Source organism: Dactylosporangium sp. NBC_01737 (assembly GCF_035963215.1).
Taxonomy (GTDB): domain Bacteria; phylum Actinomycetota; class Actinomycetes; order Mycobacteriales; family Micromonosporaceae; genus Dactylosporangium.
Genome location: NZ_CP109153.1, coordinates 5,177,093 through 5,191,764, shown reverse-complemented (window position 1 = coordinate 5,191,764; position 14,672 = coordinate 5,177,093). Strand labels below are relative to the sequence as shown.

General features: G+C 71.4%; 10 protein-coding genes. 6 read left to right on the top strand and 4 right to left on the bottom strand.

From position 1 onward, the window contains the following. Positions 1–7: 7 nt before the first annotated feature. The 3 genes from OHA72_RS23430 to OHA72_RS23420 all read right to left on the bottom strand — a co-directional run bounded on the left by OHA72_RS23430 (position 8) and on the right by OHA72_RS23420 (position 3,161). On the bottom strand, positions 8–844 hold the full coding sequence (locus OHA72_RS23430; protein ID WP_327009920.1) for a carbohydrate ABC transporter permease: 837 nt from the start codon (positions 842–844) through the stop codon (positions 8–10). Further along, positions 841–1,779, bottom strand: a complete 939-nt coding sequence (locus OHA72_RS23425; RefSeq protein WP_327009919.1) for a carbohydrate ABC transporter permease — start codon at positions 1,777–1,779, stop codon at positions 841–843. Before OHA72_RS23425 ends, OHA72_RS23430 begins: the two co-directional genes overlap by 4 nt. A 74-nt stretch (positions 1,780–1,853) precedes the next feature. Beyond that, on the bottom strand, positions 1,854–3,161 hold the full coding sequence (locus tag OHA72_RS23420; RefSeq protein ID WP_327009918.1) for an ABC transporter substrate-binding protein: 1,308 nt from the start codon (positions 3,159–3,161) through the stop codon (positions 1,854–1,856). A gap of 229 nt (positions 3,162–3,390) precedes the next feature. Between OHA72_RS23420 and OHA72_RS23415 the strand changes: the two genes are divergently transcribed. Then, positions 3,391–4,428, top strand: coding sequence for a LacI family DNA-binding transcriptional regulator (locus OHA72_RS23415; protein ID WP_327009917.1), 1,038 nt, complete (start codon positions 3,391–3,393; stop codon positions 4,426–4,428). Positions 4,429–4,436: 8 nt separating this feature from the next. Here the strand turns inward: OHA72_RS23415 and OHA72_RS23410 are convergent, their stop codons facing one another. After that, positions 4,437–5,456 (bottom strand): LacI family DNA-binding transcriptional regulator, encoded by a 1,020-nt coding sequence (locus OHA72_RS23410; protein ID WP_327009916.1) that lies wholly within the window; start codon positions 5,454–5,456, stop codon positions 4,437–4,439. 228 nt (positions 5,457–5,684) lie between these two features. On the opposite strand from OHA72_RS23410, the gene OHA72_RS23405 reads away from it, so the two are divergent. The 5 genes from OHA72_RS23405 to OHA72_RS23385 all read left to right on the top strand — a co-directional run bounded on the left by OHA72_RS23405 (position 5,685) and on the right by OHA72_RS23385 (position 14,640). Next, positions 5,685–7,124 carry a glycosyl hydrolase gene (locus tag OHA72_RS23405; RefSeq protein WP_327009915.1) on the top strand — a complete coding sequence of 480 codons (1,440 nt, stop codon included), beginning with the start codon at positions 5,685–5,687 and terminating at the stop codon, positions 7,122–7,124. A 175-nt stretch (positions 7,125–7,299) separates the two neighbouring features. Next, complete coding sequence (gene grpE, locus OHA72_RS23400) at positions 7,300–8,118, top strand: nucleotide exchange factor GrpE (RefSeq protein ID WP_327009914.1); 819 nt, start codon at positions 7,300–7,302, stop codon at positions 8,116–8,118. Positions 8,119–8,142: 24 nt separating this feature from the next. Further along, positions 8,143–9,807 (top strand): Hsp70 family protein, encoded by a 1,665-nt coding sequence (locus tag OHA72_RS23395; RefSeq protein WP_327009913.1) that lies wholly within the window; start codon positions 8,143–8,145, stop codon positions 9,805–9,807. Then, a complete protein-coding gene (locus OHA72_RS23390; RefSeq protein ID WP_327009912.1) occupies positions 9,807–12,914 on the top strand; it encodes a fibronectin type III domain-containing protein in 3,108 nt (1,035 codons plus the stop codon). Before OHA72_RS23395 ends, OHA72_RS23390 begins: the two co-directional genes overlap by 1 nt. Before the next feature lie 112 nt (positions 12,915–13,026). Next, positions 13,027–14,640, top strand: a complete 1,614-nt coding sequence (locus tag OHA72_RS23385) for an RICIN domain-containing protein (RefSeq protein WP_327009911.1) — start codon at positions 13,027–13,029, stop codon at positions 14,638–14,640. Positions 14,641–14,672 lie beyond the last annotated feature (32 nt).

The following is a 14,672-nucleotide window of genomic DNA, read 5'->3' as shown; positions in this document are numbered from 1 at the left end:
TGCTCCTTCACTTGACCGCACCCGAGGTGAAGCCGTTGTAGATGAACCGTTGCAGCAGCAGGAAGAGCACCAGCGTCGGCACGATGACGAGCACCGCGCCGGCCGACATCACCTCCCAGTGGGCCCCGAACGGGCCCTTGAACCGGAACAGGGACGTGGAGATGACGCCGAGGTCCTGCGACGGCATGTACAGGAACGGGATGTAGAAGTCGTTGTAGATGGTGATGCCCTTGATGATCACCACGGTGGCGGTGGCCGGTTTGAGCAGCGGGAAGATGATCCGCCAGAAGATGCGGGTGGAGCCGGCCCCGTCGATGCGGGCGTTCTCGTCGAGGGACACCGGGATGCTGCGGATGAACTGCAGGAAGATGTAGATGGACACGATGTCGGTGCCCAGGTAGAGCACGATCGGCGCCCACCGGGTGTCGTACAGGCCGAGCCCGTTGACGACCTGGTAGGTGGCGACCTGGGTGGTGACGCCGGGCACCAGCGTGGCGACCAGGAACAGCCCGAGGATGACGCGCTTGAACCGGAACTGGAACCGGTCGATCGCATAGGCCGTCATGGCGCCGATGACGACCGTCCCGGTGAGGGAGCAGACGAGGATGACGGCCGTGTTGACGAACGCGGTCAGCATCCGCCCGTTGGTGAACGCGGTGCCGTAGTTGGCGAAGTTGAGCCAGTTGTCCGGCAGCGCCAGGGCGCCGCCGGTGCTCAGCTCCTGCGGGGTCTTGAGCGAGGTGAGCACGATCGCGGTGACGGGCAGCAGCACGACGAGGCAGGCGAGGATCAGCGACGCGTACTTCGCCGCCGCCGCGACGCCCCGCAGGGGGATGGTGGTCATACGAGGTCGTTCCTCTCGTCCGGGACGAGGCGGCGCTGGATCCAGGTCGCCAGCAGCACGATGGCGAGCAGGACGACGGCGGCGGCTGAGGCGAGGCCGGTCTTGTTGAACTGGAACGCGAGCTTGATGGTCTGGATGACGAACGTCTTGCTCTCCCCGGCGCCGCCGGTGATGACGAACGGGATCTCGAAGACCGACAGGGAGCCGGCGATCGCCAGGATCACGCTGAGACTGATGATGGGTTTGATGCCGGGGACGATGAGGTGGCGGAACACGTGCCACCGGTTCGCGCCGTCGAGCTCCGCGGCCTCGTACAGGTGCGGCTGGATCGACTGGATCGCGCCGAGGAACAGCACGAAGTTGAGGCCCATGAACCGCCACACCGACACGCCCGCGAGGGACACGTTGACGAGGTCGGGGTCGCCGAGCCACAGGAACTGCGTGTCCACGCCGGCGAAGCGCAGGACGGTGTCGAGGGTGCCGCCCTGCTGGAAGAAGTAGAGGAACACGAACGCGATCGCGACGCCGTTGATGAGGTACGGGAAGAACAGGATGCCCTTGAACAGGTTGCGCAGCCGCACGTTGAAGCTCAGGACGGTGGCGAAGTACAGCGCGAGGCCGATCTGCAGGATCGACGCGGCCAGGTAGTACAGGCTGACGAAGAAGACGCCGAACAGCTCCGGCCGGGTGAACAGCTGCGCGTAGTTGTCCAGCCCGACGAACGTGGAGTCGGGGCTGACGCCGTCCCAGTCGGTGAGGCTGTAGGACACCATGCTCGCCACGGGGATGTAGGTGAACGCGACGAGCAGGGCGAGGGGTGCGGCCAGGTACAGCCACGGCGTCCACGCGTCGCGGCGCGGTGCCCGCTTCCGGGCGGGCGCCGGTGGTGCCGGCGCGGCGCGTCCGGAGGCGCGGCCGGTGGTGGTTCGGGACATGCTGGCCTCTCGTCTGCCGGGGTTGGCGTTGGCCGGGTGCGCCGGCCCGGGGCGGGCCGGCGCACGCCGGTGCGTCAGCCGACGGTCTTCGCCGCGGCCGTCCACTTCTTGTTCAGGTCGCTGAGGTAGGCGGGGAGGTCGCCCTTCGCCGCGCCGCGCGCGATGTCGATCATCTTCTGGCGGTAGTCGGCCTTGGTGAGGCCGATCTCGGAGGCGTTGTCGATGGCGGTCACCTTCACCGCGTCGGTCTGCGACAGCTCGACGTAGGTGACGCCGGCCTCGGTGTACGCGGTGAGCGCGGCCGGGGCGGGTGCGCCCTTGACCGTGGAGACGGCCTGCGCGGTTTCGGCGTAGCCGGACTTGTGCAGGACCCAGTCGACCCAGGCGCGGGCGGCCGGCTTGTTCTTGGAGTGGATGTTGATCCCGTAGAGCTTGTCCGGTGAGACGACCGAGCAGTACTTGCCGCCGCTCTGAGCGGGGAACGGCATGTAGCCGATGACCGAGGGGTCCTTGCCGGCCTTCTTCGCCGCGTCCTGCATCTGCGACACGGCCCAGGAGCCGAGCCACATCGTGCCGATCTTCCCGGTGGCGATCTGGCCCTTCGAGTCCTCCCAGTTGGTGGTGGTCGGGTCGGCCTCGGCCAGTTTCTCCTTGACGATGTTGAACAGCAGGCTGTCGCCGACGGTGAGGTCGGTGCCGGCGGCCCACGGCTCGGTGCCGGCCAGCTTGTCGTTCGCGCGTCCGTCGCAGCTGACCGAGCCGACCACGTTGGACCAGGAGCTCAGCGGCCAGCCGTCCTTGTAGTTCGTGTAGTACGGGGTGGCGCCCGCGGTCTTGATCTTGCGCAGGGCGTCCAGGAACTGCTCGGGCGTCGTCGGCCAGGTGGTGACGCCGGCCTGCTTCCAGACATCCTTGTTGTAGACGAACCCGTTGGCGGCGCCGAAGCTGGCGATGCCGTAGACCTTGCCGGACACGGTGCCGTAGTCGGTGAACGAGTACGTCTTGGACAGCTCCGCCTGCTCGCCGAGGGGGGCGAAGAACTTCGGGTAGTCGGCCTTCGCCACGACCTGCGGGATGAGCAGGACGTCGCCGTACTCGTCGCTGTTCATGCGGATCTTGACTTCGCCCTCGTAGTCGGTGATCCCTTGGAACTTGACGGTGACCTTGGGGTACACCTTGCGGAACTCGGCGGCGTACCTGTCCATCGACCCGTCGGTGACCAGGTCGGTGCGGTTGGTCAGGACCGTGATCTCACCGGACAGGTTCGCCGGGTCGGTCGGGCTCGTGGCGTCCGCGCCCGAGCCCGCGCCGCCGCCGCTGGTGCAGCCGGTCATCAGCAGCGCGCCGGCGAGCACGACTCCGGCGAACGTTCGTCGCTTCACATCGATCATCTCCGTCTCGAAATGGGTACGCGCATCCGCCGCGGCCACCCGTCGTGGTGGCCGCGTCCGCGCGGTGACGCTGAGAGGTCCGATTCACTGAACCGTGAAAGTGCCCAGACTTTACGACCAGGTTTCGGGACTGTCAACGCCCGCCTCTGGACAAGCAAGCCAGTAGCGTTACGCTCACTGAATCGCGAAAGCGCACCCCGAGCCGAAGGTGACCCGATCCGTGAAGAGACCGACCATCGCCGACATCGCCCGGGAGGCCGGGGTCTCCAAGGGCGCGGTGTCCTACGCCCTGAACGGGCAGCCTGGCGTCGGCGAGGCCACCCGCGCGAAGATCGTCGCGATCGCCGACGCCATGGGGTACCGGCCGAACACCGCGGCGCGCGCCCTCGCCGGCGGCGCGGCCAAGGTGATCGGGCTGACGCTGCACCGCCCGCCCAGGACGCTCGGGGTGGAGCCGTTCTTCATGGAGCTGATCAGCGGCCTGGAGGCCGAGCTGTCCACCCACTCCTACGGCCTGCTGCTGCAGATGGTGCCCAGCCACGCCGAGGAGATCGCCGTCTACCGGCGCTGGTGGAGCGACCGCAGCGTGGACGGAGTGCTGCTGTGCGACGTGCGCACCGACGACGAGCGCATCGACGCGCTGCGCGAGCTGCAGCTGCCGGCCGTCGTCGTCGGCCCGCCGACCGCCAGCGGCGACCTCGCCTGCATCTGGTCCGACGACGGCGTGTCGCTGGTGGAGGCGGTGGAGTACCTGGCCGCGCTCGGCCATCGCCGCATCGCGCGGGTCAGCGGCCTGTCCGACCTCGCCCACACCGAGGTGCGCAACGAGGCGTTCGCCGCCGTCAGCGCCCGGCTCGGGCTCACCGACGCGGTCACCATCGCCACCGACTACACCGGCGAGGGCGGCGCCCGCGCGACCCGGCGGCTGCTCAGCTCACCCACCCGGCCCACGGCACTGCTGTACGACAACGACATCATGGCGATCGCGGGACTGTCCGTGGCGCAGCAGATGGGCGTCGCCGTGCCGGCCGACCTGTCGATCATCGCCTGGGACGACTCACCGATCTGCCGCCTGGTGCACCCGCCGCTGACCGCGCTCAGCCGCGACATCGCCGCCTACGGCACCCACGCGGCCCGCCTGCTCCTGGCGGCGATCGCCGGCGAGCCGGTCGCCAGCGTCCAGGACGAGATGGCCCACCTCAACCCGCGGGGCAGCACCGGCCCGGCGCCGGCCCGGCGGGCCGTCCACCCGGCCTGAGCGGCCCGTCAGGGCCGGGCGGGTGCGGTGCTCCCCCGCACCACCAGCTCGGCGGCGTGGTCGAGCACCGCGCCCGGCGACCCGCCGTCGATGACGTCCAGCAGCAGCTGGGCCGCGTGCGCGCCGTAGCCGACGATGTCGCGCTTGAGCACGGTCAGGTCCGGGCGCACCACCTGGCACAGCGCCGAGTCGTCGCCGGCCACGATCGACAGCCGGCCGGGGACGGCGACGCCCATCTCCATCGCCACGCCGAGCCCGGCGACGGCCATGACGTCGTTGTCGTAGACGATCGCGGTCGGCGGCCGGGCCGTGCTCAGCAGCCGCCGGGTCACTTGGGCGCCGCCCTCGCCGGTGTAGTCGGCGGCCAGCACCACCGGCTCGACGCCCGCGGCGGCGCAGGCCGTCTCGTACGCGGCGGCGCGGACCTGGCTGTGCAGCAGGTGCCCCGGCCCGCTGACGTGGACGATCCGCCGGTGCCCGAGCGCGGCCAGGTAGGCGACGGCCTCGGTGACCGCCCGCCCGTCGTCGGACCAGATGCTCGGCAGCGGCGAGCATGGCAGCGGACCGCCGATGATGACCGCCGGCAGGTCCAGCGCCTCCAGGGCCGCCGGCCGCGGGTCGTCGGTCTCCAGGTCGCACACCAGGATGCCGGCGACCCGCCGTTCGCTGCTCCAGCGCCGGTACACGGCCAGCTCGTCCTCGACATCGGCGACGGACTGCAGCGCGAGGCCGAACCCGCGCCCCATCAGCACCGACTGGATGCCGCTGATCAGCTCCCGCCGGAACACCTCGACGTTGAACGCGGTCGCCGACGGCCGGCGCATGGTCAGCCCGGCCGCCTGGACCACCGCGCCGCGCAGCTCGCGCGCCGGGGCGCTGGCGTTGAACCCGAGCTCGGCGGCGATGGCCAGGATCCGCTCGCGCAGCTCCTCGGAGACGCCGGGGCGGCCGTTGAGCGCATACGACACCGCCATCCGGGACACGCCTGCGCGGCTGGCGATGTCCGCCATGGTGGGTCGGCGGTCCATGGCCTCCAGCCTCGGCAAGTCCTGATCCCGTGCCGCACGGCGGTGCGACCGGCCACATCGTATCCCCCGGCCCGCCGCGACCGGCGGCACCGCCCGCCATGTCACGGTTCAGCAAATCGACGCCGTGAAGCAGATTTCACAGGTTGCCGCCCAGCTCGGCGTTGACTTTACAGGTTAAGTCCACGATGGTCTATCTCACCCCGATCCCCACCCTGAGAGGAGTGCGGCATGCCTGTCCGCCACTGGCGCCGCCTGCTGCTGTGGCTCGTGTCCACGGCCGCCGTCATCGCCACCGTCGCCGTCGCGGCGGTGCTCCCGACCGCCCAGGCGGCACAGCCCGGCAGCCCGCTGCTGGCGTACCTGAACCGGATCTCCGGCCAGTACACGCTGTCCGGCCAGCACAACCGCGAACCGAACAGCGACCCGACGAAGTACACCCGGGTCGCCCAGCAGATCACCGGCCAGACCCCGGGCCTGTGGGGCGGCGACTTCCTGTTCGCCTCCGCCGACGTCAACGCCCGCCAGACGATGGTCAACGAGGCGATCAACCAGTGGCGGTCCGGCTCGGTGGTCGCCCTCACGTGGCACATGTGCCCGCCCACCGTGGGCCGCACCTGCGGGTGGGACGAGGCCGGCATCCTCGGCTCGCTCACCGACGCCCAGTGGAGCCAGCTCATCACCGGCGGCACCGCGCTCAACACCGCCTGGAAGGCCCGCCTCGACGAGATCGTGCCGTTCCTGCAGCAGCTCAAGAACGCCGGCGTGGAGCCGCTGTGGCGGCCGATCCACGAGATGAACGACGGCTGGTCCTGGTGGGGCGGGCGGCCCGGCGCGAACGGCAGCCGCCGCCTGTACGAGATCACCTACGACTACCTGGTCAACACCAAGGGCCTGAACAACATGGTGTGGGTCTGGAACGTCAAGGACCTCAACATGGGCTCGGCGAGCCAGTACCTGCCGGCCGCGAACACCTTCGACGTGGCCAGCCTCGACGTGTGGGTGAAGCTGGAGCCCAGCGCGTCGGACTACCAGACGATGCTCAACCTGTCCGGCGGCAAGCCGATCTCCCTGGCCGAGGTGGGCCGCACCCCGAGCCCGTCGATCCTCACCTCCCAGCCGCGGTGGACCTGGTTCATGGTCTGGGCGGAGTGGCTCACCGACCCCGCCTACAACACCAACGCCGGCGTGCAGGCGACCTACTTCCATCCCCGCGTGCTCAACCGGGGCGAGTTCAGCATCGGCACCCCGCCGACCAACCCGCCGACCAGCACCCCGCCCGGCGGGAACCTCGCGCTGAACCGGCCGGTCCTCGCCTCCAGCCAGGAGAACACCACCAACACCCCGGCGCGGGCCGTGGACGGCAACACCGGCACCCGGTGGAGCAGCGCCTACGCCGACCAGCAGTGGATCTACGTCGACCTGGGCGCCGGCCGCTCCGTCACCGGCGTCACGCTGCGCTGGGAGGCGGCCTACGCCGCGCAGTACCAGATCCAGACCTCCACGGACGGCACCACCTGGACCACCGTGCACAGCGACTACAACGGCAACGGCGGCACCGACACGGTGAACTTCGCCGCCACCACCGCCCGCTACGTGAAGATGTACGCCCCGCTGCGCGCCACCCAGTACGGCGTCTCCCTCTGGGAGTTCGAGGTCCGCGGCACCTGATCACCCCCTCGCGACGGTGGGCACCCCGGGTCTGCGGGGTGCCCACCGGCGTGTTCACGGCCCGCGACGGTCGCGCTGTCCGTCAGACACGCGGTGACTCCGGTCGGCGTCGAGGAGGGTGGCCTGCCGTCCTCGTGACCGGCCGCGTGCCTGCGCGGAGGAGGCGACACGTTCCATGACCACATCCGAAGACCGGGCCGAAGGTCCGCACCGCCGATCGGCGTCCGCTGAGGACCCGGCGGAAGCGGACGCCGTGGCGGCCGCGGACTCCCCGCCCCCCGAGGACGTCACACGCGTCCTGGCCATGCCGCCCGCACAGGACGTCGCGGACGTCGCGGACGTTTCGTCCGTCGCGGACGTTCCGGCGGACGGGTCCGCGGACGGCCGGGCGGCCAGGCCTGCGGACGGGCCTGCGGACGGCCCGGCGGCCAGGACCGCGGACGGGTCTTCCGACGGGCTCCCGGTCCAGCTGGCGGCCGAGCTGGCGGACGGGCTCGCGGCCGTCCGGGCCGGGCTCGCCGGGCTCGCCGTCGCCGTCGAGGAGATCCGGGCCAACCTCCGAGAAATCGACGAGTTCCACGCGCTGCGGGCCAAGGACCGCCGGCTCATCGAGCAGCTGCACACGGAGAACACCGAGCTGCACAACGGGCAGCTCACCAAGGCGATGGCGCCGCTGTTCAACGGGCTGATCAGCCTGTACGACCTGATGACGCCCGTCCGCGAGGAGGACCGGAGCACGAAGCTGCTGCGCGACCAGGTCGTGCAGATCCTCGACCTGAACGGCGTCGAGCTGTACCAGCCGAAGCGTGGTGAGGCCTTCGACAGCAAGCGGCAGCACGGCACCAGGACCGCGGTCACCGAGGACCCCGGCGCCGACGCCACGGTGGCCCGCATGACCCGGGTCGGTTTCCTGCGCGGGGATGTGGTCGTGCGCCCGGCCCTGGTCGAGGTGTACCGCCTGCGCAAGCCCGCCGGCTCGGCATCCGCCCGCTAGCGCCGACCACCTTAGGAGATCAGCGTGGCCAAAGTCTTCGGCATCGACCTCGGCACCACATACTCGTGCATCGCCTCGATCGACAGGTACGGGCGGCCGATCGTCTACAACAACGCCGACAACCAGGCGACGACCCCGTCCGTGGTGCAGTTCACCAGCGACAACGAGCCGATCGTCGGCATCCAGGCCAAGCGCAGCGCGCGGGTGCGCACCGACGAGGTCGCGGCCCTGGTGAAGCGGCACATGGACGACCCCGACTGGCGGTTCCGCGCCAACGGGACCGACTACTCCGCGCCGGCCGTGTCCAGCCAGGTGCTGCAGAGCCTCGTCCGCGACGTCGAGCTGGCCACCGGCGAGGTGGTGACCGACGTGGTCATCACCGTCCCGGCCTACACCGGGCAGGAGTTCCGGCAGGCGACGAAGTTCGCCGGCGAGCTCGCCGGCCTCAACGTCGTCGACATCATCAACGAGCCGACCGCCGCCGCCTTCTCCTACGGGTTCCTGCAGGAGGGCAGCAAGGCGCAGACGGTGATGGTGTACGACCTGGGCGGCGGGACGTTCGACGTCACCGTCATCCGGCTGGCGGAGAAGAAGATCGAGGTCGTCGCGACCGACGGCAACCCGCACCTCGGCGGCGCCGACTGGGACGAGACCATCGCGACGTTCCTCGGCGGCCGGTTCGTCCGGGAGCACCCGGAGGCCGGCGACCCGTGGGACGACGACGCGGGCGCGCAGCACCTGCTGACCCTGGCCGAGGAGGTCAAGCAGTCGTTGAGCTCGCGCAAGTCGTATGTCGCGGTGGTGAGCTACCGGGGCAACCTCACGGAGGTCACGATCACCCGCGACGAGCTGGAGGAGCTCACCGCGGGCCTGCTGCAGCGCACCATGGACCTCACCCGCAACGTGCTGGACAGGGCCGCGGCCAAGGGCGTCACCGTCATCGACCAGGTGCTGCTCGTCGGCGGGATGAGCAAGAGTCCCGTCGTCGCGCGGCGGATCGCCGAGCTGTTCGAGCTCGAGGCGAAACTCGCCGACCCGGACCTGGCCGTCGCCAAGGGTGCGGCGATCTTCGGGCAGAAGCGGGAGCTGGAGATCTACGTGCTGGAGAGCCTGCGGCGCACCGGGGCACTCACCGAGCACGAGGACCTGTCCGACGCCGAGCCGGAGGCGCTGGACCAGGCGGTGCGTCAGGCGGCGTCCGACCATGCGATGAGCACCGCCGAGGTCGGCGACCTCGTCGCCACCCAGATCACGAACGTGACCAGCCGCGGGTTCGGCATCCAGGCGCACGACGCCGGCGCCGGCGAGGAGGACCTGTACGTGGAGTTCCTCGCGCACGCCCAGGATCAGCTGCCGATCAGCGTCGAGCAGCGGTTCTACACCAGGTTCGACAACCAGACCTCGGTGCACGTCATGGTCATGGAGCAGAACACCCCGGTCGAGTCGCGCCGGCCCGCGGACAGCATCACGGTCATCGACGGGCTCATCGAGGACATCCCCGTCGGCCATCCCCAGGGCACGCCGGTGGACGTGAAGCTGGAGATGGGCACCGACCAGGTGATCACGGTGACCGCGCGGCACCAGGCCGTCGCCGACCCGCTGGTCCTCACCATCAAGGTCGGGACCGCCTCGGCCGCGGTGCGGGCGGCCGAGCAGGCGAAGGTCGACGAGCTGAAGCAACGCTCCTGATGTCGTTCGACCCAGGCGAGTACCGCACCCGGGTGCTCGCCCGCCTGAGGAAACGCTCCGGCCTCGCCGACCCGCGGACCGGGGACCCGTTCCTGGTGTGCGCGATCGACCTCGACGCGACCACGCAGCAGGTGACGGACGGCCTCGACCGCATCACCGCCTTCTGGCGCAAGGAACGGGACAAGCCCGCCTACCGGGGTGTCGTCCATGAGCTGCTGTCGCACCGGGACGCGTACGCCGAGGAGCTGGGGACGGCACCGCGCAGGGCCGCGGCGGCGGCCCGGGTCCGGGCGATGCGCGAGGTGTCCGACCAGCAGGCCGGGCTGGTGCTGGACCGGCTCGCGGCCGGGCTGCGGCGCGCGCACGGCGCCGTCCACCGGCCGAAGGTGAAGGTGCTGGAGTCCATCGCCGCCGAGGAGGGCATGGGCGGGGAGGCGTTCCAGGCGTGGCTGGCCCGGCAGGAGGTGACCGAGGAGCCCCTGGCGGCCCAGCCGTGGGACCCCGCGTTGCGCCGGCAGATCCGCGACGACCTGGACCAGCTGGCCCAGATGGACCGCCCGCACGCCGAGCGGTACCGGACGCTGCTGACCTTCCTCGGGGTCGGGTCGCACCCGTCACCGGACAGCGTGCGGCGGGCATACGACGCGCTCGTGGAGCGCAACCGCGCGGTGGTGCAGGACTCCGTCACGAGCCGGACCGAGCAGCTGCTGTCGCAGGTGCATGTGCGGCTGCTGGCCGAGGACGGGATCGAGCGGTACTCGGCGAGCCTGCGCGCCGACGCCGAGGAGCTGCTGGCCACGGAGCTGCGCTGGACGGCCCAGCTGACCGGGCTGCTGCAGGCACCGGACACGTCGGCGATGGCGGCCCGCGTCGTCGGCCTCGCCTGGGGGATCGCCGACGGCGAGGCCCTCGAGGTGGTCCGCCGCGCCGCGATCACGGCCGGCCTCGCGGTCGAGGTGAACACGGCGGTGCGGCTGATCGTCTGCGCCGGCTGCGGCCGCCCGCAGGCGGTCACCGACAGCGAGCGGTGCGCGTACTGCCCCGCGGAGCTCTTCGGCGGCTGCGTCGTCTGCGGCGAGTCGATCCCCCGGGCCGCCGACATCTGCCCCCGCTGCAACGCCCCGTGCGGGGTGCTCAGCGTCGCGGAGCGGACCGTGCCGGCCCTGCGCGACGCGCTGGCGTCCGGGTTCGTCGCGGAGGCGAACCGGCTGACCCTGGGCGTGCTCACCGTGGTCGGCCACCCGGCGGCACCCGCGGAGCTGGCCGGTCTCGTCGCGGAGGCGGCGGACCGGTACGCCGAGGCGAACCAGCAGTGGGCGAAGCTGCTGCGCGAGACGAGACGGGGTGCCGTCTGGGCCGCCACGAGCGCCGCGGAGTGGCTGGCCACGCGGGCGCGGGACGTGCCGTCCCCGGACCCGGCCTCGCCGGCGACGGCCGTCTCGCGCATCCCGCTGCTCGAACAGGCGCAGCAGGACGCCGTCGTCGCGGCGCGCCGGGCCGCGGCGTCCCCGCCGGAGGTGCGGGAGGACGAGCTGCAGCGGCTGCTGCAGCGCTACCCCGACTGCCCGCAGGCACAGGCGGCCCTGGCACGGATCCCGCTGCGGCCACCGGTCGGCCTCGACGCGGTCGTGCACGGCGAGGACGTGGAGGTGTCCTGGCGGGCCGCCCCGGCGGCGCCGGCGACGCTGTCCTACCGGGTCGACCGGCACGTGGAATGGCCCCCGGACCTCGCCGGGGTGACACCCGTGGGCAGCACGACCAGGACGCAGCTCAAGGACACCGGCGCCCCCGGTGGCACGGTCGTGCGCTACACGGTGACCGCCGTCGACGGCCCCCGGGTGTCGGCGAGCGTCGGCGCCGGAACGCCGCGGTCCTTCCACCGCGACGTGGCGCTGCTCAACGCCTCGGCGGTCGGGCGGCGCGCGGTACGCCTCGAGTGGCCGACGGAGCATCTGGGCAGCGCGGAGGTGACGATCGAGCGCGAGGTCGAGCACCCCGGCGAGGGGCGCGGGACGACGACACGCTTCCGGCCGGTGACGGCGGGGTTGTTCTTCGACGAGACCATGGAGCTCGGCGTCACCTACCGGTACCGGGTGTACCTGACGTACCGCGACCGCGCCGGGAACGCGACCCGCACGTCCGGCCGGGAGGCCGTCGCGACGGTGTACGCCGCGCCGGAGCCGGTCGACCAGCTGCGGGCGCTCACCGGCGACGACGGCCGCACGACGATCACCTACGACGCCCCGCCGGCCGGGACCGTCCGCGTGTACGCCCTCGCCGGGGTCAGGGAGCCGTTCGCGGCCTCGGCGGCCCGCACCGCGCTGGAGCTGGACGCGGAGGCGTCCGCGGCGCGCCTGGTCGGCGAGGGCCCGCAGCGCGTCGTCGACGAGGCCGGGCGGGCGGTGGTGACCTACCGGGCGGTGACGGTGTCCGGGCCCGACGTGGCGCTCGGCGCGCACCTGGTCCACGTCGCGGCGCCCCGCCCCGGCGGGCTGCGCACGATCGGCGACAGCAGCGGGCGGCTCCGCCTCGGGTTCGACCTGCCGGCCGGCGTGTCCACGGCCCTGGTCCGGTGGAGCCGCCTGGACTTCCCCACCGGCCCGGACCACGACACCCCGGCGACCGGATCGGCCCACGTCACCGCCGCCGAGCTGGCGGCCACCGGGGGCTACGACATCGACGTGCCCGAGGACGGCCGGGCCGTCTACGTCGCCGTGCACGCCACGGCGGCCGCGCCGGGCGGGGGCGCACCGGTGGTGGCGCTGGCCGGGGCGAGGCTGCTGGCCCGCCGCGCCGTGCCGACGGTGGTGCGGTACTCGGTGAACATCAAACGGTTCATGTCGCGGGTCGACATCGACGTGAGCACCGCAGACGGGCGGCCGCTGCCGGTGCTGGCGGTGGTGCTGCACAACAGTGCCGAGCCGGCCACCGCGAGCGACGGCGACACGGTCTGCTCCTACGCCTCCGGCACGCCGACGGTCGCGCTGCAGGTCAAGCGGGAGGACCTGTGCAACGGGTACCTGCGGCTGTTCGCACTGCCGGAGCCGGGCTTCGTGGTCGAGGTGCACGACCCGCCGCTGACCAGCCGGCGGGTCGTGCTCAGCTGACGGCGGCGCAACGGATCCCTGTAAGTTACAGCCGCAATTGACTTCATCGAAGGGCTCCGATACCTTCGCCGGATTCCCTGGGAAAGCCCTTTCCCCGTGAGGAGTCCACATCATGAAGCGTCGCTGGCGCATCAGTCTGCTCGTCGGGACGGCGGTGACCACGCTGCTGGGCGCGGGCGTCATCGCCGGCCTGCCCGTCGCCTCGGCCGCCACGGTCGACACGTCCGCCTGGTACGCGATCGTCAACCGCAACAGCGGCAAGGCGTTGGACCTGTGGGAGTGGTCCACCGCCGACGGGGCACCCGTCAACCAGTTCACCCGCAACGACCTCGCCGTGCAGCAGTGGCAGTTCGTGCCCACCGACAACGGCTACTACCAGATCAGATCGCGGCACAGCGGCAAGGTCCTCGAGATCGCCAACGCGAGCGACGGCGCCAACCTGTACCAGCAGACCGCCGTCGCCGGCAACAACCGGCAGCAGTTCACGCTGAAGGACTCCGCCGGCGGCTACGTGCGGCTGCTCAACCGGCACAGCGGCAAGGCCCTGGACGTGTGGGAGTGGTCGACCGCCGACGGCGCCCGCATCTCGCAGTACACCGACACCGACGGCGCCAACCAGCAGTGGACCCTGGCCCGCGTCGGCAGCGGCACCCCGACGACCACGCCACCGGCCGGCGGCTGCGGCAGCGGGTCGTTCAACGCCGAGGCGGTGCTCAGCGGCAGCACCTGGACCGCCCGCAACGGCGGCACCACCGCGTACACGGGCACCGACATGCGCGCCGCGGTGCAGGCCGCCGTCAACAGCCTGTCGTCGGGGCGGACCTCGAAGCAGCGCGTCGTGGTGCGCGGCTCCGGCTCGATCAGCGCCGGCTCCCGCATCTCCCTGCCCAGCTACACCACGATCGACGTCTGCGGCACCATCAACGTCACCGGCTCCGGCTCGGGCGACCAGGCACCGATCTACTCCCGCGGCACCACCGACATCGAGGTCCAGCACCTCACCCTGACCGGCGCCCCGCTCTACGGGATCTTCATGCGCAACGTCACCAACGTCGTGCTCGGCCAGATCGACATGCGGCTGTCCGGCGGCCTCGGCGTCCGCATCGACAACCGCGGCGACACCAGCCAGTGGACCCGCAACGTGCGCATCGACAACGTCTACGTCTCCGGCGCCGGCTCCCACGCGGTGGAGACCTACGGCGTCGACGGCATCACCATCGGCACCGTGACCGCACGCAACGTCGGCGAGTCCGGCCTGCTGCTCAACCAGACGATCAACGCGACCGTCGGCACCGTCGACGCGGAGAACGCCGGCGCGGGCACCGGCTACGCGGCGTTCCGCATGGCCAACCGCAACGGCCGCATCGGCAGCTCCTACGCCACCAACATCCGCGTCGGCACCGTCCGCGCCCGCGGCGGCGGCCGCGGCATCTTCTGCGTGTCGGAGAGCGGCGGCGCCGTCATCGACCGCGTCGACATCGCCAACACCGGCAACAACGCCGTCCTGATCGAGAACTGCTACAACGTCAGCCTCGCCACGAACGGCGGCACGATCAGCGGCGGCGGCGAGGTCCGCCTCGCCGAACGCACCGAGTTCCCCGGCAACACCGACATCACCTTGCGCAACTTCACGCTGACGAACAACCGCATCGTGGAGAACCCCTGCACCGACCGGCTCACGATCTCGAACGTGACCCTGAACAACTCGACGATCACCCGCTGCTGAAACACCGTCCAGGGCTGCCCCGGCACACGCAC

Bases quoted from the DNA above. Each gene is read 5' to 3' on its own strand.
- OHA72_RS23430 (WP_327009920.1), bottom strand. From the start codon at position 844: ATGACCACCATCCCCCTGCGGGGCGTCGCGGCGGCGGCGAAGTACGCG.
- OHA72_RS23425 (WP_327009919.1), bottom strand. From the start codon at position 1,779: ATGTCCCGAACCACCACCGGCCGCGCCTCCGGACGCGCCGCGCCGGCA.
- OHA72_RS23410 (WP_327009916.1), bottom strand. From the start codon at position 5,456: ATGGACCGCCGACCCACCATGGCGGACATCGCCAGCCGCGCAGGCGTG.
- OHA72_RS23405 (WP_327009915.1), top strand. From the start codon at position 5,685: ATGCCTGTCCGCCACTGGCGCCGCCTGCTGCTGTGGCTCGTGTCCACG.
- grpE (WP_327009914.1), top strand. From the start codon at position 7,300: ATGACCACATCCGAAGACCGGGCCGAAGGTCCGCACCGCCGATCGGCG.
- OHA72_RS23390 (WP_327009912.1), top strand. From the start codon at position 9,807: ATGTCGTTCGACCCAGGCGAGTACCGCACCCGGGTGCTCGCCCGCCTG.
- OHA72_RS23385 (WP_327009911.1), top strand. From the start codon at position 13,027: ATGAAGCGTCGCTGGCGCATCAGTCTGCTCGTCGGGACGGCGGTGACC.